The following is a 20,304-nucleotide window of genomic DNA, read 5'->3' as shown; positions in this document are numbered from 1 at the left end:
AGGCACATTTATTTAATCCACATTTATTTAATCCACATTTATTTAATAAAAACTTCATCCGAAACCTAGGGGGCCTCGATCAATTGCCCCTAAGATTCGGATGATTAAGGTCATCAATAGATCAATATGTCAGAGCCAAATATGCTGGCCTAAAGCCGCGATCGCCCTTAATGCGATCGGCTCGGCAAACAACCCACTAAATCATCCCATCATTCATCCCATCACTCATCCCATCACTCATCCCATCATTCATCGTTCAAATCATCCGTTAACTTATTTTGCACCCCCTTAACAATGCGAGATAACTCAGTCTTCTCATCCACAGAAATTCGACTCGGAGAACCACTAATAATCCGTTCATAATTGCGGAAAGAATCGCGAATATCCGGGCCTTTCTCACTAATCGTATATTCTCGAATCCCCTTATCATGCCAAGACCCACGCATCTTAAACACATTCAGCGCCCGAGACATTTCCCCGCGAATTTCCACATATTGCAACATCAAAATCGTATCCGTAATCGTCGAAATATGAGATTCCGTAATCGAATGCGCCCCCATAAATTGATCCGTAGTATTCGTAAAGAAACCCGTGATTTCTTCCTGCTTCGCATACCCGGTAACGCCAATCACAAACTGGCGGAAAGCATTATTCGTCACCCCACGTTCCAAAGCCGACAAAGAATCGATCGCCATCCGAGAAGGCTTAAACTCCACCAACTCAGTCTTAATAATCTGCAAATGATCTTCCAAACCTGCTGACTCTGGATAAGCACAAAGGATTTTCAACAAACCCTTTTTCTCCATCTCTTCAAAATCAATCCCCCAAGAATAGGCATTTCTCAAGAGTTGAGCGCGGGACTCCTCATAAGCAAATAAAATCGCTCGTTCCCCATTCGTACAAGCATCTTCCAAAAACTTACTCACCAACAGAGTCTTACCCGTCCCGGTTGCCCCAGTCGCCAAAATAATCGAATCTTTGAAAAATCCACCGCCACACATTTCATCCAGGGTATTCACCCCAGAAGAAACGCGAGCATTAGACGAACGCTGGGTTAAGCGCATCGCCCCCAAGGGGAAAATATTAATCCCATCACTGGTAATCGTAAACGGGTACTCCCCTTTCATGTGAGTTGTCCCTCGCAGCTTTAAAATTTCACAAGTGCGGCGACGGCGTTCACCTTCCAAAACGTTCCGCAGAATCACCACATTATCTGACACAAACTCTTCCACGCCAAATCGGGCCACCGGGCCGTACTCTTCCACCCGTTCTGTCGTCATCACCGTCGTCACACTCATTTGCTTGAGTCGAGCCACCAAGCGAAAGATTTCCCGTCTGACCACCGAAACCGCATCATATTGTTGAAAAACCGCCGTCACCGAATCGATAGAAACCCGTTTAGCTTTGTACTTACGAATAGCGTATTGGATTCTTTCAATCAGCGCCGATAAATCAAAACTGCCAACCACATCTTGTCCTTCGGGATCCGGAGAGGCATCGAGAATAAACAACTTGCCTTCATTAACCAGTTTGCCTAAATCCCAACCAAAACTATACGCATTTTTAATGATATCTGTAGGCGATTCCTCAAAAGTGACAAACACGCCCGGTTCATCAAAATTAATAATTCCATTATAGAGAAACTGAATCGCAAACAAAGTTTTACCTGTGCCGGAAGTACCACTGACTAAAGTCGTCCGACTTGCCGGCATTCCTCCATGACTGATATCATCAAATCCTTCAATCACAGTGCGAATTTTTTGAACGCCTTTTGGCAAGTCTTCCACCTGATTTGGCTGATTACGAATCATAGCTTTAGTTATCTAACCTAACCAATAATTTTACTGTCTCTGGAGTCTACCATAAAAAAAATCGTCAAAAGTCAAGACCGCTCAATGACTCCCTGATTCCCGGTAATTCAGAGAGCCGAGGCATTTGCATCTATATTCCTGAATTTTCTTCAGACAATTCTTCATAGAGTAAATCTAAACCAACTAATACTTTTTCCCGGTCTGAAAGATCCCCAATGATTTTTCTCACGGGGGGTGGCAATATTTTGGATAAAGTGGGCGTGGCTAAAATTTTGTCTTCTTCAGCTAATTGCGGATTTTTGAGGACATCAATCACTTTCAGGGCATAGACGCCTTGAAATTCCTCTTCCAGAATATTTTTCAGGGTTTTTAAAGCCCGAACTGAATTCGGGGTGTTTCCTGCCACATAGAGCTTGAGAACATAAGTTTTTTTAGGATTATTCATGGATCGAAAAGTGAAATAATTAATTCTTGAGAATTTTGACCGCTCGACGCCTTAGCATCACGAGTGAGTCTGCCCGAAAAATTCTTCTAAGAGTCTCGCGGGATAGAACGTCGATACATTTCACATAAATGTGCAATGATATCAATTAGAGTCAAACGGTAGTCTAGCAGAATTTCCTCACTGCGGCCTTCTAATTTTAGCTGCTTAGAAAATTCATCCATCAAATTCATGTGAATTTCGACAATTTGAGTCACGGAAACATCAGCAAAGAAAGCATTATTGACAAATTCATCAATCTGCTGATTTAAGATTCTCGGTTGATCGGAAAAGTAATTCAGAACAATGTCACGATAATCGGACTTAAGATTTTCTAAAAATTGTTTTCGCTCTACGGAGGGTAAGTTACGCAGAAAGCGTTGAGGGTTTCGTTTATAATACACACCTAAGTATCCTAATCGTTCCCTCAATTTTTCCGCCAACCGATTTTGGTGTTGGACGAGAAATTTTTGCACGGAATTCTCGGAACTTTGCTCAATAGGATTAACAGAATTGCTTTTGCGAAAGCTGGGAGACAAATTCAGGAATTGACTAATCGCTTGCTCAATATAGCGAGAGATGTCAGGCACCTGAAGAAAGGAAATGTGAACCTCAGCCGTATGATAAAAAACTGTGGGATACCCTGTTTCTATTTCTGTTTCCTCTCGATCGGGAACTGCACGGAGCGGATCCTCCTTGGTGGGGAAGGACAATGGAGTGAGTGGCCGATCAGCTTTTTCGGGGAAAGTTTCATAGACGATCACGGCGGGGAGCACGGTCGATCGCTGATGCAACTCGTTGCTTAATTTGCCTAGAGAGGATTGTGCTTGTAAGATCAGACAGTCGATCTGCTGTTTTTCCAAATCCAAAAACTCCAAGAAAGTTGACTCAGAGTGGAAGTGATTCACCAGATAGCGACCGCTGCCTAAAGACTGCTTCAGCGAATTAGACAGGGATTCAGAACTGGCAAACGTACAAAGAGAAAGTTGGGGAGGCAAAACAGTAATCCCTCAAAATACCTTATGTTCACTATCAATCAAAAATAAAAGAAAAAAAAAAGAATTGCCCAATCACAAGTTGGTGGGGGACTTTTACCTTTTTAGAATAACTGTAACTAATTGTAATGGCAATGCTGTAAGTTCCCTCCTAGATCGATAATTAAGTGGTAGCCCTGATCCATAAGTATTGTTCAGGGATTGGCAAGGTGCTATCTCCTCGTTGACTAGAACTGGAAAGTTGATCCCCGCCCATATTGACGGCACCAAATCTTTCCCCCGGTAACTTCACGATCAACTAGCTGGGATTTGCTGAAGGCTGAGTCACCAGGAGAGAGTCAAAGCGCTCATGGTACACCCTCAACTAACCACTGATGTAATTTTTCACGAAGTTTTGCGATGTTAAGCCCAAATTGTCTGATTCAAGAATTTATTGTTCCTGTACCGACTTGTAGTTTAACCACTTGTTCTAGAGATTTGTGGTCTAGCTTAAGTCGTCAAGAACTCTGGGTCACGGGCGATCGCATTGCCGTGGTCAACCCAGAAGAATTACCTATTGGAGTCCTCTACTTACACAGTTTAATCCCCTATTTGAATTCTGGCGAACAATTTTCTGAGCGACAATCTTCTATCCTACCGCATCCACATTCAGCAATGGTACACGAGCTGATCCAGCCCATCAAAATTGTACCAGGAAACCTCTCCGTGAGAGAATTCTGGATGAAATTAAATAAATTAACAACCTGTAATATTAATAATGAAGATTGGGGAGTGGTCAACCCAGAGGGCAAATTATTGGGGTTGCTGGATATGAAGGGCTTACTCCAATTTTTAGCCCATCACTACCAGCTACAAGAAATTATCTGCCAAAATAATCGCCGCCACCAACCAGAAAATCCCAAAAATACCAGCCGAATCAGCGTCTATTCTGGAAATGAACCTGAACATGAGGTTGAACCAGGCCAAAAAACTGTTGAGGCCAGGGATTTTCTGGATCCTCTGGAGATCGCTGCCATTCAACAAGTGATTTCGCCTCTGCCGTTTCCGGTTAAGGTGCAAACCCAGGAGGGTCAGATGATCGTGGAAAATTTGGCTTGGCGTCAAGAATTGGGCAACCTCTCAGTCGGTCAAGTCTTCCCCACGACCACCGCAGAGTCCATCCCCCAGGAGACAGAATTAGCCGAACCTTTGGCAACCCGTGTGAGCCATTTATTCAGCGATAGTGAGTCAGAAGCGACTTTAATGTGTTCTTTGACCAATGGATCCGAACAAGCTTGGAAATTTTTCAAAATTCCGCTAGAGATTGATTTATCAATGTTTGAGATCCTCTTGCCCCTCGGTTCCCAAGAATTTTGGCCTGCCAAATATAGCAACGATTCTGGTGAACCATCTCAGTCGAAAAAACTGCGATCGCCGCCGGAACATCCCATCAAAGGGGTTGTCCAAGCCAGAGAATCATCATCGCCAACGTCACATCAAGCCTTTGCGCCCCTAAAATCTGGGATGATTTCCCGAAAATTGACCCTAGAGAGCGACGAGCGGGCATCTGAGTTCACCATCAGCCAAATATCATCCCCAGAACCGGAGCGGGATAGCCCGTCAGAATCCCCCATTTCTTTATGGCTAATTTTGGCGGAAAATGTCACTGAACAGCAGCAAGTGGCCCAAGAACTCGTGGCCAAAAACGCGGATTTAGTCCAACTAAATCGACTCAAAGATGAATTTTTAGCCTGTATTAGCCATGAACTCAAAACTCCTCTCACCGCAGTCTTAGGATTGTCTACTCTCCTAAAAGATCAAGCCCTCGGTCCGCTGAACGAACGTCAAGCTCGTTATGCCAAAATGATTTATCAGAGCGGGCAACATCTAATGAGAGTCGTCAATGATATTTTGGATTTGACCCGGATTGAAACGGGTCAGCTTCAACTGAATTGGGAACCAGTTCAGATTGCACAAGTGTGTGAGTACGCCTTGCAACAAGCCCAGGAAACTCAGCAAATGGAATTGGCCGCAGGCCACCACAGTGTTGAGTCTTCCCCTAAGTTCACTCTGGAAATTGAACCAGGTTTAAACACGATCCTCACCGATCATTTGCGCCTGCGTCAGATGCTTTACAATCTGCTGTCAAATGCTCTCAAGTTTACCCCTCCAGAAGGAGAAATTGGCTTAAAAGTCAACCGCTGGCAAGGTTGGATTGCTTTTACGGTTTGGGATACGGGAATTGGCATTCCGGCGGATAAACAGCATTTAATCTTTCAAAGATTCCAGCAACTAGAAAATCCCTTGACTCGTCGATTTGAAGGGACGGGTTTAGGGTTAGTGATCACCCAGGGATTAGCGCGATCGCACGGTGGAGATGTCACCTTTATCTCCAAGGAAGAAAAAGGCAGTCAGTTTACCATTTTGCTGCCACCTTCTCCCCCAGAATCCGGGACAATCAAGAAATTTCCCGTCCGAGATCAGCTATTAATTTTAATTGTTGAGGCCGCACCTCAATACGTGGAAGAGTTGCATGAGCAGTTGATCCGGCTCGGCTATCGGGTGGCAATTTCTCGATGTGGGATTGATGCGTTGGAAAAAGCTCGCCGTTTACAACCTTGTGTTATTTTTGTCAATCCTTTGTTGCCTTTACTTTCCGGTTGGGATTTACTGACCTTGCTGAAATCCGATCCACAAACGGGTCATATTCCAGTTATTTTAACCGCTACGGTGGTGGATAAAAAACGAGCCAAAAAATATCGCGCTGATGGCTGCTTGAGTCTGCCACTGACGGCATCAGAATTACAAGATCAGCTACGGAATTTAGTGCCAGTGGAATTACCCGAAGTCCAAAATCTTCACACTAGCAAACTGACAATTCTGCGGTTAACGGCGAATGTGGATAGTACCAATGCGGCTTTAATTCAAGGATTAAAGATTCAGTCTGGAAAAGCTTACCAAATTTTAGAAGCGGATGATTTAGAACAAGCAGAACTGTTGGCAGAAATTTGGCAGCCGCAAGTGATCTTAATTGAAGCGGCAGCCGCCCTGCCAGAACCTAGAGTCTTTTTCCAAGAATTAAGTCAGTCTAGACTCTTGGGTAAATTGCCAATTGTGACAATGGATTTGGCTACAACTGAGGGGGCGAATCAAGTTCCGGGCTTGATTGTCTTTCCTTGTTTAGTTGATGCACCAATCAACCCAGAAAATACCGGAGACTATGAGTCGGGAATCCTTGAAGATTCTGTTAACATGGTTACCTCAGCGGGTAATTATGCTCAGAGTAATTATGCTCAGGGTAATTATGCTCAGAGTAATTATGCTCAGAGTAATTATGCTCAGAGTAATTATGCTCAGAGTAATTATGCTCAGGGTAATTATGCTCAGGGTAATTATGCTCAGGGTAATTATGCTCAGAGTAATTATGCTCAGAGTAATTATGCTCAGAATAATTATGCTCAGAGTAATTATGCTCAGGGTAATTATGCTCAGGGTAATTATTCTGATAGTCATTCTGATGCTGGACAAAATGCGTCAGCCCATTGGAGGATGCCATCGGCTCAATACTTATCACAGGTACTTAATCTGGCGGCGCAAATTCAGAAAAAGCCTAATATTTTAGCGCTCGATATTTCGGCGTTACCAGAATTTTATCAAACTCGGTTTAACGGTTTAAGCTTTGATAGGAATTATGAGGAAAGTGAAGGGGAAAAAATTTCATCACAAATTCAAAATTTGCTAGAAATAATTTTGGATCTGCAATCGGCAAATTTAAATGCGGCGCTCGGTCGTTCTTGGTCTGAAGTGTGGCAGCTTATTCAACAACAAAGTGTGGATTTACTGTTGATCTATATTCCGCTAGATCACTTGGTCGAGCCAATGGTTAATGGTTTAAAAGCGATCGCAAATCTGGCTCATAAACCGCAAATTTTAATTATGTATGACCGGGAAACCCTGTGGCATCATCATAGATCGGATTTACGGGGCAATTCGGACAGTCATCAGCAGCTGATTTCGCGGGAATTTTTGTCTTTTCTCAAAGAAATTGCCACGAAAGTTTTACCCAATTCACTATCCAAGGAAGAGTTACTTCAAGAGATTCAGCAAATTTTGAAATCCGCTGATTCCAGCCAGCAACTGGGGGGAAAACATCGTTGGCTCCAGTCATAATTGTTCATCATTTCGCGATCGCGCCGATTTGCTATAAAAATCGGCTTTTTCATCCTGTTTTATGTTGTTTTCTGGAGCTAACCCTTAATATAGAATGGCTAAATAATTAGAAATCTAACCCATGAGGTGATCTATGAAGCGGTTTCGCTTAATCAGTTTTCTTGTCACCAGTTTTTTAATCGGTTGCATCGCTTTGACCGGGTGTACCACAGGAACGACGGACAATCAAAAACTAGAAGAACAGGTATTACAGATTATTCGTGATAATCCACAAGTGATTATCGAGTCCGTGCAAGCTTATCAGCAACAAGAAGAAAATCAGATGCGGGCAGCCCGACAAGCATTTTTACAACAAATGCTGACAAATCCGGCGGCAGTGATTGGCAATTCTCCCACCGTTGGGGCTGCTGAACAAAAAATAGTCTTAGTGGAGTTTTCCGACTTTCAATGTCCATTTTGTGCCCGGGCGCATCAGACCATCAAAGGGTTCATGGAGAAATATAAAGGTGAAGTGACTTTAACTTATAAACATTTACCTTTGGCTTCAATTCATCCCCAAGCAATGCCTGCGGCGAAAGCGGCTTGGTCTGCCCAACAACAAGGAAAATTCTGGGAATATTACGATGCTTTGTTTGAACAGCAAAAGGATCTAGGAGAAAATTTGTATGTGGCGATCGCCGAAAATTTAAATCTGGATTTAGATAAATTTAATCGCGATCGCCAGAGCAAAGAAGCGGAAGCCGCCATTAATCAAGACGTTCAATTAGCCCGTCAGCTAGGAATTAACGGCACTCCCTTCTTTTTCCTGAATGAAGAAGCCTTTTCCGGTGCCTTAGAACTCCCGGAAATCGAGCAAATCTTGGCAAAAGTGAAACAATCTTAGACTTGCGATCTGAGAAAAGTGGCAATTCTCACTTATCATCTCAGCTATCATCTCAGCTTAGTAATGGGTAATGGGGCGGGGGACTTAGGATATACCCAATCCCCAACTTTCCCCGACCCATTACTTTTTATTTACTTTTTATGCTGTGACTAATTCCCGTTCTGGTCGCTTACTATGGCGAATACCTTCAATCGCTGCTTTATAGTCTTTAGCGTTAAACACCGCAGAACCGGCAACAATTGCATTAGCACCAGCTTCCAGAACTTGCCAGGTATTATTGGCTTTCAATCCGCCGTCAACCTCAATCCAGGGATCGAGACCTTTTTCCGCGCAGATTTGCCGCAACTTGCGGATCTTGGGCACCACTTCAGGAATAAAGCTTTGGCCGCCGAACCCAGGGTTGACGCTCATAATCAACACCAGATCGCAAACTTCCAGGACATATTCGATCAAGTCTAAGGGAGTAGAAGGATTAAGGACCACTCCAGACTGCTTGCCGAGTTCTTTAATCTGGCAAAGGGTACGATGCAGGTGGGGAGAAGCATTATGTTCGGCATGGACGGAAATAATATCTGCCCCAGCTTTGGCAAAATCTGCCACATACTTTTCCGGTTCCACAATCATCAAGTGGACATCTAGGGGTTTTTTCGTCACCGGGCGAATGGCATCAACAATTAATGGCCCGATGGTAATATTCGGGACAAACCGACCGTCCATCACATCAACATGGATCCAGTCAGCGCCCGCCTCATCTACGGCGCGAATTTCCTCACCCAAGCGGCTAAAATCCGCTGATAGAATAGAAGGGGAAATTACAATTGGTTTTTCTGATTTGGTCTGGGTCATGGTTTAAGGAGTGTAGTGGTGTTCTCAAGCCTCTATTCTAAAAATATTAACAAAAATTGACGAAAGTCCATAACTGTTTGAGATTTGAGGGAGTTGAATCGTTGTCTAAGCCACTGGTATCGAAAAAAATTGGATTCATTACGGGTGGGATCGCCTTGGCGTTATTAGGGATTCCGGCTTTGGCCTTACAAACTTCTGTGGGAGAAGCGGGGATTGACGCTCGCAGACTGCACAATCCGCCCTATAACTTGACGGGGCGAAAAATTTCCATTGGGGCGGTCGATATTGGCAGACCCCGACAGTTCGGCATTGATAAATCCGTGAACCGTCATCGGGAAATTCCCGTGACGCGAGTGTTTTTTCAAGATAAATCGCCCAATGATCAAGCTGATGCGATCAATGAACCGAATAAACAACAAGCGGAGCAACACGCTGAACAAGTGGCGTCGGTGATGATTAGTTCCGACAAACGTTTGAGGGGGGTGGCGCCTGATGCAAATCTCTATGCCACAGCGGTGGGAATGCTTCAGCGCAGCGCCCAGCCCGAGGAATGTTTGGCAGCGCAACATTTAGCCCTACAAAATAGCGGCGATGTCCGAGCGATTAATTTTAGTTTTGGGGAAACCTTACAAGAAGATCCGCGACCGAATGCGAGGCTCGATGGTAAAGCGTTGCTGACTTTGTGTGTGGACTGGTCTTCGCGAGTACACGATGTGCTGTATGTGATTGCCGGAAACCAAGGTATGGGCGGCATTCCGATTCCCACGGATAATTACAATGGGGTGAATGTGGCATTTACGACCCTGTATAACGGGGTGTTTAGTAAAATTGACTTGGCTAATTTAGGCACGAATTTTACTGGGGTTTTTAGTCGTTTAACCGGGTTCGAGTCAAATGTGGATAATCGTCGGTTAATTACTCTGGCCGCGCCAGGAAGTAATCTGGAAATTATGACGATGGATGGGCAAGTTACCCAAACCAGTGGCACCAGTTTTGCGGCGCCTCATGTGACGGCAACGGTGGCTTTGTTGCAAGAATATAGCGATCGCCAACTCCGCCAGTTGCTTGTCCAGGAAAACATCCCCAATTGGACTTTAGATGCTCGTAATCCCCAAGTGATGAAGGCGGTTTTGGTCAACTCCACCGATAAAATTAAAGATAATGGAGACGGCAAAACTTTGGGAATGACCCGCACTATTTTTGCCAATAGCAAACAAGACTGGCTGAGTTCCCCAGCTTACCGAGACCAAAAACTGCCTCTTGACGGGGAAATGGGTAGTGGTCAACTCAATGCTTACCGCGCTTATCAACAGTTTAGTGCCGGTCAATGGCAGCCCGATGCCCCAGTCCCGGCGATCGGTTGGAATTACCGCACCATTTCGGAAAAATCTTTTGATGACTACGTTTTAGACCAAGAGTTAGTCGCTGGGAGTTATGTCTCGATTACCCTCAACTGGAACCGTTTGGTAGAACTCAACGATGGGAATAATAATGGTCTATACGATCTCGGTGAGACTTTTAGCGATAAAGGGTTAAATAATCTCGATCTATATCTGTTGAATGCCGATGAGGATCTCAGTCGTCTTTCTGAGCAAGATGTGGCGAGAAAGGCGATTTGGTCTTCAGTCAGTGATGTGGATAGCTTGGAACATATTTTTTATCAAATTCCCAAAACAGGTCGTTACAAAATCCGCGTTTATTACAAGCAACGGGTGCATGAAAATACCCAGGATTATGCGATCGCCTGGTGGACTGTTCCCGCCAACTCCCGGAGGTCAGAATGAAGCAATACTCTAATTCTAGCTCTAGCAAACATCCCACTGCCTCAGAGTCATCGCGCCGGAATTCCCTCAGTGCCAGTGAACATCGAGTCCGTTCTAAATATGGCATATGGGGGATGGATCAACCCCCTGAATTGTCCAACCCTTCACCAGAGGTTGATGAGGAGCCAGACTCGGAATCAACCCACCACTTTCATCGTTCGGTGCTATTTTATTATCTAATTCCCGTATTCGGCTTTTTTCCGTCCCTGTGGACTTTGTATCGACGCCAGGGAACCAAAGAACAGATGACCGTTAGTCGCTTATCTGTCACTCTCGCTTTAGCTTGGCTCTTGGGACACTTGTTGTTAGAAACAGGCGTCCACGCTACGGAATCGATGAAGTTACCCCTGTTATTAATCAGTAGCCTGTTGACCTCTAGCTATTTTGTGGTAAGTGTTTGGTTAATGATTCGTCTCTGGCAACGTCGCTCAATCAAAATACCCGGAATTAGTCATGTTGCCGAGCAAGTGGTGGGGCGACATATATAAATGTCCAAATATATGTCCAAATAAATGTCCAAATATATGTCCAAATATATGGGAGCATCTTGATTTGGCAATCACCCACCATCGGACGAGGAGCGAGTCGCGATCGCCGCTGGCGATCGTAGACAGAACCATCAACCGTCAACAACCGTCAACCGCCAACGGTCAACAGTCAACCTAGAAAAAATAACAAATAACAAATAACAAATAACAAACAACAAATAACAAACAACAAATAACAAACAACAAATAACAAACAACAAATAACAAACAACAACCAACAACCAACCGTCAACTGGGAAGCAAATACCGATGTTTATTGTGTGTGTGTGTGAGGAAATCTGTGCCCACTAAAAACTTATCCAAACAAAAATCTCGACCAAAATCAACCGCTCAAGTGAAATATCAAAAACCTCAGAAAATCAAGCATCCAGGACGTTTGCTATGGTTAGGTTTTGGCTTATCGGGAGTGGCCTTGCTCTCGGCCACCGCAGGCGCTTTACTCGCGGTTTCCCTTTCTACAACCCCTTTAATGCAAAGCCGACTTAGCGATGCTGAAGCGTCAATATTTTCTGAAGGGAATTTAGCGGACAGTAATCTTAGATTGCCAAAGTTAACCCGACCCGTAAATATCTTAGTGTTAGGCACAAAAGTGCTGACCTCAGACCTAGAAGAAGAACAAGAAGGGACGACAGACCCTTCCTATCTGGAAACGGTGAATTCCGTTGAAGGTCTTTCCGATGTGATCCTCTTACTCCGGTTTAACCCAGACACAAATCAGTTAATTCCCCTTTCCATTCCTAGGGATACCCGAACGTTAATTGAAGGGTATGGATACCGAAAAATTAACGATGCCAACCGCTATGGCGGCCCTGCTATGGCGGCGAAAACCGTCAGCGAACTCCTCGGAGACATTCAGATCGATCGCTATATCAGAATTAATGTATTCGGCGTCGAAAAATTAGTAGATGCTTTGGGTGGGGTGAATCTGTATGTACCTCACGATATGAAATACCAAGATGATAGTCAGCACTTGTATATCAATCTCCAGCAAGGGCAGCAGCATCTAAACGGCGAACAAGCATTACAATTCCTCCGGTTTCGCAACGATCAATTAGGGGATATTGGTCGGATTCAACGGCAGCAAATTTTGCTGCGAGCGTTGGTCGATCAAAACCTAAATTTAAATACTCTTACCCGTTTACCCAAACTGTTATCAGTGGTGAAAGATCACATTGATACCAATTTAAGCCTGGAAGAAATTGGTGCTTTGGCTGGATTTGCCGCTCAGATTTCTCATAGTGATGTCAATATGTTAATGCTTCCGGGTGATTTTAGTGACCCGAAACAGTATCAAGCCAGCTATTGGATGCCAAATTATCAAGCTATTGATACGATGATGGCGCAACATTTTGACTACGATCAGCATAGTGAGGACTATCAAGAGGTTGATCCCAAGGCTTTAAGAGTGGCCATCCAAGACAGTACAGAGGATGAGAGTGCGGTGGATGAATTCATCAGCAACTTGGGTAGCAAGGGTTATGGGAATGTTTATAACTCTCAAGGTTGGACAGTGCCATTACAGGTGACGCGAATTATTGCTCAAAATGGTGATGTTGCTAGTGCCCAGGCAATTCGGGATGACCTGGGTTTTGGCGAAGTGGTGGTGGAAAGTACCGGATCTTTGCAATCAGATATTACGATTCAATTGGGTCAGGATTGGTTGAACGTTCAAGCGGCAGAAGCGCAAGAACTCCAGAAAGAAAAACCGTGGAATAATTGATCAAAAAAATCAAGGGTTGACCGGCGTTAAATTCACGGTCAACCCTTTATATTTCTGAGAAGAGAGGAAAGAGGAAAGAGAAAAGAGGAAAGAAGGAAAAGTTAATAGTGAATAGTGAAAAGTGAATAGTGAATAGTGAATAGTGAATAGTGATATTTCATTTACAGCGGTTTTTAAATTAATAAACCACAGCCTTCCGCCAATTAACCGCCAGGGAATTAATCGCCTGTCAATTAACCGCCAGGGAATCGTCTTCCCGCCGCTAGAGAGCGCAAGTCGGTTAAACCCGACTAAAATTCTGTACGGGTCAACGGCCGTTGACCCGTACAACGGCCGTTGACCCCTACCAAGCATGATTAGTCGGTTTTAACCGACGATGGCGGCCTTCGCGGGGGCAGGCTTGCGCTATGAGGCGGGGAATAAATTCCCCGACGGGTGTGGTTTACTCAGCAGAAAACCGCTGTAAATAACTTTTCACTTCTTCACTTTTCACTTTTCACTTCTTCACTTTTCACTTTTCACTTTTCTCTCTTCTCTCTTCTCTTTTATCTCTCATAATGGTCTTAATTGAGTTGGCTGCCGGTGCCACCATCAGCAGGATCTAAGAATGGTTGAAGATTGATGCCACCGCGAGTTGTCTGCGTGGGAGCATTATTTTGTTGCCCAGGCATGGGGATGCCGAGAATATTTTCGATTTCACCGAGTACGTTGCTGTCCTCGTTGCCGACTATGGCATTGACGGCATCGGTTTGTTGACCACTGTCGGCGACGGTTAAGTTCTCAAAGACCCGATCGCGCATCAGGGTGGGATCTTCTCCTGGGGGTACAGTCAGGACAATCCGACAATCGGCGTTTTTCTGTGTGGTGACACAAATGACGTTGTAGCCATTTTCCACTCCTACGGCCAATTCTTGTAAACCATCGGGGCGATAGAATTCTAAGCGACGGGCAATTTCCCCACAACGGCGATCTTCTGACCAACCACCGCCCATTGCTCTTGGTTGCGCCCATTCATAAGAGCGATCGGGCTGGCTTTGGGGATGATACATCACGGTGTAGGCGTTATCCACGACTTCACAGGTAAACCGGGCATCAGCGTTTTGTTGTCCCGGTTCTGCGGGTCCTTCCGCTTCTGGTTGGGGGTCAGGAATTCGCACATTGTTCGGTCTGATTTGGGATTGTGCAATTCCACCTCCGAGCAGCAGCGCGACTCCCAGGGACATACTCATCGCTTTGACTGCTAACATGGTTGGATGATTCTGTGGTTTTAGCTTTGGTGAAGACATAGAAACTCGCTCCTAATATTCTTATATTTAGATTTGATGGTTAATTGATTTCTGGGAGACGCATATTCTGTTGCCCGCTACTCCTCAATTTTTTCTCTAAATGATTATCAATCAGACTGTTTGACCCACACCTATTTTATGCGGACGTAATCCGCCGGGAAAAAGATTCCGCGATCTTGGTTTAATTATTTAAGTATTTGCGTTTAGGGAAGAATCAAGATGGCCTCTAGGACAATTTTAGTACAAATAAAGTCGCAATCTACGATTTTCAAAGATTTCTAGGCGATCGCGCTTTTACTGTATTTGAGGAAGATGATTTCTTTTGATAACATTTTAATCCATGACAATTGGTAGAGCGCGATCGCCTGAAATTATTCTAAAATTATTTTAAAATTTTTTCCTTAAATAAGGGTGTGGGGTGTAGGGTGTAGGGAGAAGAGAGGGCCGCCATCGGTGTAGGGTGTGGGGGGAAGAGAGAAAAGAGAATAGAGAAAAGAGAATAGAGAATTTTCCTATGCATCCTCTTTCCTCTTTCCTATGCATCCTATGCATCCTCTTCCCCCACACCCCACACCCCACACCCTACACCCTACACCCTAAAACATAATAGCTAATAGCTTCATAATTAAGGAAGGGTGCCAATGCCTAAAAGAAAAATAAAAATTAAATTGCTGACAAAATCAGCCCTAATCCGTTTAACAGTTTTGCTAAGTTTGATTGGACTTTTATCTATTTGGGGGTGGTCAATGGTTATTTTTATGCCAGGAAAAAGTTATGCCGGTGAATTGCCGCCGCTAACCCCAGCCGAACAATTACTAAAAAAAGAATTACTCCAAGATATCCAAACACTTGCCGGGGAAATTGGCGAACATAACTATGCTTTTCCCAAGCAGTTAGCAGCCAGCGAACAATTTTTATCTCGTTCGTTAAGCGAAGCTGGCTATCAAGTCAATCGGCAAACTTATCGGGTCGATGGCCAAGAATTCCACAATTTAGAAGTGGAAATTAAAGGCAGCAAAAAGCCCGATGAAATTGTGGTAATTGGGGCGCACTATGATTCAGTGGTGGGCAGTCCAGGAGCGAATGATAACGGCAGTGGGGCGGCGGCAGTCTTGGCTTTAGCGCGGGCTTTTGCGGTCGAAAAACCCGATAGCGCATCCGCGCCGCTTCCCGATCGCACTTTGCGATTTGTCGAGTTTGTGAATGAAGAACCGCCATTTTTTTGGACGGAAAATATGGGCAGTTTGGTTTATGCCAAAGGCTGTTATGAACGCCAGGAAAATATTGTGGCGATGCTAAGTTTAGAAACAATGGGTTATTACTCTGATGCACCGGGCAGCCAACAATATCCTCTGGGTTTATTGGATACGATTTATCCGATTACGGGCAATTTTATTGCGTTTATTGGCAATATTTCATCCGGGAATTTGGTGCGTGAAGTAGTGGGAAATTTTCGCAGTCATACCCAGTTCCCTTCCGAAGGGACTGCCCTTCCGAGTAACGTTCCTGGGGCTGGTTGGTCAGACCATTGGGCTTTTTGGCAAATGGGTTATCCCGCATTGATGGTGACAGATACGGCACCGTTTCGTTATCCTCACTATCACACGATGGAAGATACCCCAGATAAAGTGGATGGCGATCGCCTAGCGCGGGTAGTGGCAGGAATTGAACGAGTGATTCACCACCTAGTTTCGCTAAGTCAGTGATATTTAAGAAATAGACCTGTTGCTTTCATGCCGTAGAGATCCCCCCAACCCCCCTGAAAAAGGGGGGCTTTTCGCCCCAACCCCTGTTAACCTCCCGTACTGGAGAGCACGTCAAGAATATCCCCTTGCTCATCTTTGGGCAGTTGCCACTGGGCAACTACATTCAGGGTGCCTTCGAGAAACTGTTGCTTGGTCAAATAGCGCTGAATTTTGCCACTGGAAGTTTTGGGCAGACTGGCAGTTTTTAACAGCGCGATCGCATATACTTCTGCCACATATTCAGCCGCGATCGCCTGTCGGATCGCCGTAACAATTTCCTCGACTGGCAACTGACGCAGAAAAGTCCGTTCCACCTCATAAGCAATGACCAACCTTTCCTCTCCGTCCGCTTCCACGGAAAACGCCGCCCCACAACCGGGACGCAAAGAGGGATGACAAGCTTCGACCGTCGCTTCAATATTTTGGGGATATTGGTTGCGACCCCAAATAATCATCATTTCCTTAAAGCGACCGGCTACAAAAAGTTCACCATTATGGAGATGTCCTAAATCTCCAGTCCGTAAAAATGGCCCTTCTCCGCTATCTGCCAAATAAGCATTAAAAGTTTTTTCCGTTTCTTCCGGGCGGTTCCAATAACCCATGCCGACCCCTGACCCAGACACCCAAATTTCTCCCACCTGGTCTGGGGGACATTCGGTCAAAGTTTCCGTGTCAACAATCAAAATTTTCTGATCTAACCAAGCATGACCGCAACTGACGATCGCCCTTGACCCTGGAGCATCTTTTGCCACTGGGACAATGCGATTTTCTTCCAACCCGGCGCCGTCTAAATAGCGAATGGTCGGCGGGGCAGTTTTCTCACCCCCAGACACTAATAAGGTGGTTTCTGCCATGCCATAACAGGGGTAAAAAGCCTCTGGGCGAAAGCCGCAAGGGGCAAACTTTTGGGCAAATTTTTCTAAGGTTTCTGCCCGGACGGGTTCGGCCCCAGAAAAAGCCACTTCCCAATGACTCAGGTCAAGGGTGGCCAGTTGTTTGTCTGTAACCCTCCTTAAACAAAGGTCATAAGCAAAATTTGGGCCGCCACTGGTGGTGGCTTGATAGCGAGAAACCGCTTGTAACCATAAAAAAGGTTTTTGTAAAAAGGTCATGGGGGACATGAGGACGACGGGAAAACCGCCGTAAAGGGGCTGGATGACGCCGCCAATGAGTCCCATGTCATGGTAAAGGGGCAGCCAAATCACTCCCGCGCTGCGGCGACTATGCCCAAATCCGCGATAAATCATCTCCGAGTTGTAGAGCATATTTTTATGCGTCACCATTACCCCTTTGGGGTTGCCGGTGGAGCCCGAAGTGTACTGGAGAAAGACTAACGACTCTGGGGTGAGATCCGGTTTGACCCACTTTGAGGCGCGTTCGCGAAGCGGCGCGGATGCGCTATCGCTGGTAATTTGATCCGTCAGTACCTTGGTGCAATTGGCTAATTCGGGATATTCTCCTAGTTGTTTTTTGGCTAGGTTGAATAGCGCGGCGGTGGTGAGGATAAAACGCGCTTCAGAAGACGATACCCGCGACTGAAAACCCGCTAAAGACTGGTTGGGTCTGGGGGGATAGGTGGTGACGGCGATCGTTCCCGCATAGACACAACCAAAGAAAGCGACGATAAATTCCAAAGTATCGGAGAAAGAGTAAATCAGTAACGCTCGCTCACCAGTGGCACCCAAGCTCTGAAGTTCAGCAGCGATCGCCCGGGCCATAGTATCCAACTGCTGATAAGTCAGACTGCCGGATTCCCTTTCGCCGTCGCCCAAAAATCGATAGACGACTTCATCGGGTTGATTTAAAGCCCTTTCTTGTACCAGGTCTAGTAACGTGGCAGATTGATTGGCAAATTTGGCAAATTCTGAACTGGTCTCTAACATGATTAAATTGCAGCCGGTGATAGTGGATGATTCATTTTCTGAGTTATTGTATCTGATGCAATGCTAAATTGTTCTGACTGAGTAAAAACAAAGCAAAACCGTCTCCCGATTGACAAATAACTGACAAATAACTGAAAATTACTGTCAATAAGTCCCGGTCAATATTCAGGGTTGAAGGGAAGCGAAATTGCTCCGCAACGCTATGGCGATCGCGGCGGGTGAATCGCGAGATAATTTTTGCTATAGTGAGGGAAAAATCTCTGGGTTTCCCTTAGAGAATAGAGTCCAAGAGGAGTGAGTATGTCTGTAAATTCTCTAACAATTGATTTAGCAGTTGATGCCGCCATTTTTGTCACTTGTTTTATTTTTGGTAGCTTTGTGGAGTATTGGGCGCATCGATTAATGCATAAGTACCCGAAAACTTTTGCTTTTCATACTAACCATCATAAAAACAATGAAGGTCAAGGAGTGCTGGGTGAGTTTCGCGATTATTTCAAGGGGGGAGTTATTCTGTTATTACCCCTATTCTTATATTCTTGGTCAGTGGGACTGAGTTGGTTTCTGGGAGGGCTCACTTATGGGATTTTTGCCGCTTATGCCCATCAATTGCAACATGAAAATCCTACCAAATGTTTTTGGATGAAAATGCCCGTCCACTATGTCCATCACAAGTACAATCAATGGAAATATAATTTTGGTTTAGGGGTTGATTGGTGGGATATAATGTTTGGCACTTATAAAGAAGTAGAATGGTTGACAGAAAAAGAACTTAGTCAACCAGAACGGGGAATCTTTCAAGTGCGTTGGTGGTAGTTGATAATTCAGAAACCGGGTTTTTTTCGCATTTCACAGTTAAATTTAATTTACACCACAGAAACCCGGTTTCTTTTATTGGGGGCAAGAAAGCGCGATCGCTGGGAACTTAGAAACCGGGTTTCTTTTTGGCATTCCACAGTTAAATTTAATCTACACCACAGAAACCCGGTTTCTTTTTTTGGGGGCAAGAAAGCGATCGCCCATCTTATCCAAGTAACTCAATTGCTTCTTTCAATACTTCGGGAATTTCAGGCTTTTCAGAAGATATCGTATCATCCGGCAAGTGTTTGTGATGCGGAAAATTAGGTAAATTTGGAAAATGAGGGGTGCTATCGTAGCGAAAAACTAAACAATTATTTTCGTCTTGAAAATGATAGCGATAATCGAGAAAATCTAATTGATTATCTGCAACAACGATGGCTTCATTGATTTCTAATAAATGAGTCTGATTAAAGCGCAGTCTAATTTTCAGATTAACCCTTTTTGGGGTTAAAATTTCCTCTTCATAGCGTTCAACATAAACATTGCTACACTGTTGAATTGCTTGTTCCACTCTCTCCAGGTAATCAAATAAAACATTTATTGCTGCCTAATTTAGTCGTTGCTCTAGTTCTTGATGCAGTGCTAAGTAATGACGATAGTCATTTGCCCATTCTATAAATCGAGCATCATCTGCTAACAACCCTCGATTATATTTGTCAAAAAATTCTTCAGAATCCATTTTTTGCTCCTGTTCATACACGCTCAGTCTCTTGGCAACTGCGACTAATGCATCTAATGGGGATGTATATTGAATCGTCTGTTTACGCATTTTTTTATTCGGAACCCGCTCAATATAATAATAACATAATTGATCCGTTAGCTTCGCTTCACGCCTCCACCCCAGAAACCGGGTTTCTTTTTGGGAATCGCTATTTGCTATCCATTGTATCTTCATCTAAATAAAGACGGATTTTAGTCATTTTTTTGGCTGACTGGTAATGTTGTTTGGCTAGTTGTTCATAAGCAATTTGTTCGGCGGCGATATCTTGGTCTATTTCCTCTCGGTTAGCATGATAATAGGTTAAGGCAGCATAAATTTGAGCGATGGTTAAATGACTTAACCGTCTCGCGATTTCTTCGGCGTTGTTGCCTTGATTATATAAGCCAGCAATTCGACGAACCGATGTGCGAGTTCCCGTAATCACTGCACGACCCCCATCATGGTTAGGGTCAATGGTAATGAGTGTGCTAATGTCGGCAAGAGTTGCCAAGGTTTTCTCCCATTCATTTGTGGTTTCTTATTTTATTTTAAGGTATTCCTTAATTAGTTGGGTGG

General features: G+C 44.5%; 17 protein-coding genes. 7 read left to right on the top strand and 10 right to left on the bottom strand.

The features are described from left to right. Positions 1-245: 245 nt before the first annotated feature. The 3 genes from kaiC to ABWT76_RS08570 form a co-directional block, all read right to left on the bottom strand. Entirely contained in the window at positions 246-1,811 is a 1,566-nt protein-coding gene (gene kaiC, locus ABWT76_RS08580; RefSeq protein ID WP_054464589.1) for a circadian clock protein KaiC, read from the bottom strand. A 130-nt stretch (positions 1,812-1,941) separates the two neighbouring features. Continuing rightward, the gene (gene kaiB / locus ABWT76_RS08575; protein WP_054464588.1) at positions 1,942-2,256 is read right to left on the bottom strand and encodes a circadian clock protein KaiB; all 315 of its coding nucleotides are present in this window, start codon (positions 2,254-2,256) and stop codon (positions 1,942-1,944) included. 86 nt (positions 2,257-2,342) lie between these two features. Further along, positions 2,343-3,290 (bottom strand): circadian clock protein KaiA, encoded by a 948-nt coding sequence (locus ABWT76_RS08570; RefSeq protein WP_082348718.1) that lies wholly within the window; start codon positions 3,288-3,290, stop codon positions 2,343-2,345. A gap of 396 nt (positions 3,291-3,686) precedes the next feature. Between ABWT76_RS08570 and ABWT76_RS08565 the strand changes: the two genes are divergently transcribed. Beyond that, positions 3,687-7,436, top strand: coding sequence for an ATP-binding protein (locus ABWT76_RS08565; protein ID WP_054464586.1), 3,750 nt, complete (start codon positions 3,687-3,689; stop codon positions 7,434-7,436). 133 nt (positions 7,437-7,569) lie between these two features. After that, a complete protein-coding gene (locus ABWT76_RS08560; RefSeq protein ID WP_054464585.1) occupies positions 7,570-8,319 on the top strand; it encodes a DsbA family protein in 750 nt (249 codons plus the stop codon). 138 nt (positions 8,320-8,457) lie between these two features. Here the strand turns inward: ABWT76_RS08560 and rpe are convergent, their stop codons facing one another. After that, a complete protein-coding gene (gene rpe, locus ABWT76_RS08555) occupies positions 8,458-9,165 on the bottom strand; it encodes a ribulose-phosphate 3-epimerase (protein ID WP_054464584.1) in 708 nt (235 codons plus the stop codon). Between the two features lie 101 nt (positions 9,166-9,266). Between rpe and ABWT76_RS08550 the strand changes: the two genes are divergently transcribed. From ABWT76_RS08550 to ABWT76_RS08540, 3 genes are all read left to right on the top strand, one after another. After that, positions 9,267-10,949, top strand: a complete 1,683-nt coding sequence (locus ABWT76_RS08550; protein ID WP_197285201.1) for a S8 family serine peptidase — start codon at positions 9,267-9,269, stop codon at positions 10,947-10,949. Then, on the top strand, positions 10,946-11,476 hold the full coding sequence (locus ABWT76_RS08545; protein ID WP_313890566.1) for a hypothetical protein: 531 nt from the start codon (positions 10,946-10,948) through the stop codon (positions 11,474-11,476). Before ABWT76_RS08550 ends, ABWT76_RS08545 begins: the two co-directional genes overlap by 4 nt. A 340-nt stretch (positions 11,477-11,816) precedes the next feature. Then, a complete protein-coding gene (locus tag ABWT76_RS08540; protein ID WP_072160622.1) occupies positions 11,817-13,256 on the top strand; it encodes an LCP family protein in 1,440 nt (479 codons plus the stop codon). Positions 13,257-13,819: 563 nt separating this feature from the next. Here ABWT76_RS08540 and ABWT76_RS08535 read toward each other — a convergent pair. Next, positions 13,820-14,542, bottom strand: a complete 723-nt coding sequence (locus tag ABWT76_RS08535; protein ID WP_054464583.1) for a COP23 domain-containing protein — start codon at positions 14,540-14,542, stop codon at positions 13,820-13,822. Between the two features lie 746 nt (positions 14,543-15,288). Between ABWT76_RS08535 and ABWT76_RS08530 the strand changes: the two genes are divergently transcribed. Next, positions 15,289-16,248, top strand: coding sequence for a M28 family peptidase (locus tag ABWT76_RS08530; protein WP_322096594.1), 960 nt, complete (start codon positions 15,289-15,291; stop codon positions 16,246-16,248). A gap of 86 nt (positions 16,249-16,334) precedes the next feature. Here the strand turns inward: ABWT76_RS08530 and ABWT76_RS08525 are convergent, their stop codons facing one another. Continuing rightward, on the bottom strand, positions 16,335-18,170 hold the full coding sequence (locus tag ABWT76_RS08525) for a fatty acyl-AMP ligase (RefSeq protein ID WP_354635949.1): 1,836 nt from the start codon (positions 18,168-18,170) through the stop codon (positions 16,335-16,337). Positions 18,171-18,470: 300 nt separating this feature from the next. Here ABWT76_RS08525 and ABWT76_RS08520 point away from each other — a divergent pair, with 300 nt between their 5' ends. Then, a complete protein-coding gene (locus ABWT76_RS08520) occupies positions 18,471-18,983 on the top strand; it encodes a sterol desaturase family protein (protein WP_054464580.1) in 513 nt (170 codons plus the stop codon). Between the two features lie 50 nt (positions 18,984-19,033). Here the strand turns inward: ABWT76_RS08520 and ABWT76_RS08515 are convergent, their stop codons facing one another. The 4 genes from ABWT76_RS08515 to ABWT76_RS08500 form a co-directional block, all read right to left on the bottom strand. Continuing rightward, positions 19,034-19,174 (bottom strand): hypothetical protein, encoded by a 141-nt coding sequence (locus ABWT76_RS08515; RefSeq protein WP_354635948.1) that lies wholly within the window; start codon positions 19,172-19,174, stop codon positions 19,034-19,036. Between the two features lie 17 nt (positions 19,175-19,191). Beyond that, positions 19,192-19,569, bottom strand: a complete 378-nt coding sequence (gene tumE, locus ABWT76_RS08510) for a toxin TumE (protein ID WP_190877035.1) — start codon at positions 19,567-19,569, stop codon at positions 19,192-19,194. Positions 19,570-19,575: 6 nt separating this feature from the next. After that, entirely contained in the window at positions 19,576-19,797 is a 222-nt protein-coding gene (gene tumA / locus ABWT76_RS08505) for an antitoxin TumA (RefSeq protein ID WP_190876958.1), read from the bottom strand. 100 nt (positions 19,798-19,897) lie between these two features. Further along, a complete protein-coding gene (locus ABWT76_RS08500) occupies positions 19,898-20,239 on the bottom strand; it encodes a DUF433 domain-containing protein (RefSeq protein ID WP_190876956.1) in 342 nt (113 codons plus the stop codon). Positions 20,240-20,304 lie beyond the last annotated feature (65 nt).

Source organism: Planktothricoides raciborskii GIHE-MW2, from assembly GCF_040564635.1.
In the GTDB taxonomy this organism is placed as follows: Bacteria; Cyanobacteriota; Cyanobacteriia; order Cyanobacteriales; family Laspinemataceae; genus Planktothricoides; species Planktothricoides raciborskii.
This window is presented reverse-complemented; position numbering and strand designations above follow the sequence as displayed.

Coding starts and splice junctions, on each gene's coding strand:
- kaiC (WP_054464589.1), bottom strand. CDS start 1,811: ATGATTCGTAATCAGCCAAATCAGGTGGAAGACTTGCCAAAAGGCGTT.
- kaiB (WP_054464588.1), bottom strand. CDS start 2,256: ATGAATAATCCTAAAAAAACTTATGTTCTCAAGCTCTATGTGGCAGGA.
- ABWT76_RS08565 (WP_054464586.1), top strand. CDS start 3,687: ATGTTAAGCCCAAATTGTCTGATTCAAGAATTTATTGTTCCTGTACCG.
- ABWT76_RS08560 (WP_054464585.1), top strand. CDS start 7,570: ATGAAGCGGTTTCGCTTAATCAGTTTTCTTGTCACCAGTTTTTTAATC.
- rpe (WP_054464584.1), bottom strand. CDS start 9,165: ATGACCCAGACCAAATCAGAAAAACCAATTGTAATTTCCCCTTCTATT.
- ABWT76_RS08545 (WP_313890566.1), top strand. CDS start 10,946: ATGAAGCAATACTCTAATTCTAGCTCTAGCAAACATCCCACTGCCTCA.
- ABWT76_RS08535 (WP_054464583.1), bottom strand. CDS start 14,542: ATGTCTTCACCAAAGCTAAAACCACAGAATCATCCAACCATGTTAGCA.
- ABWT76_RS08530 (WP_322096594.1), top strand. CDS start 15,289: ATGGTTATTTTTATGCCAGGAAAAAGTTATGCCGGTGAATTGCCGCCG.
- ABWT76_RS08525 (WP_354635949.1), bottom strand. CDS start 18,170: ATGTTAGAGACCAGTTCAGAATTTGCCAAATTTGCCAATCAATCTGCC.
- ABWT76_RS08520 (WP_054464580.1), top strand. CDS start 18,471: ATGTCTGTAAATTCTCTAACAATTGATTTAGCAGTTGATGCCGCCATT.
- tumA (WP_190876958.1), bottom strand. CDS start 19,797: ATGCGTAAACAGACGATTCAATATACATCCCCATTAGATGCATTAGTC.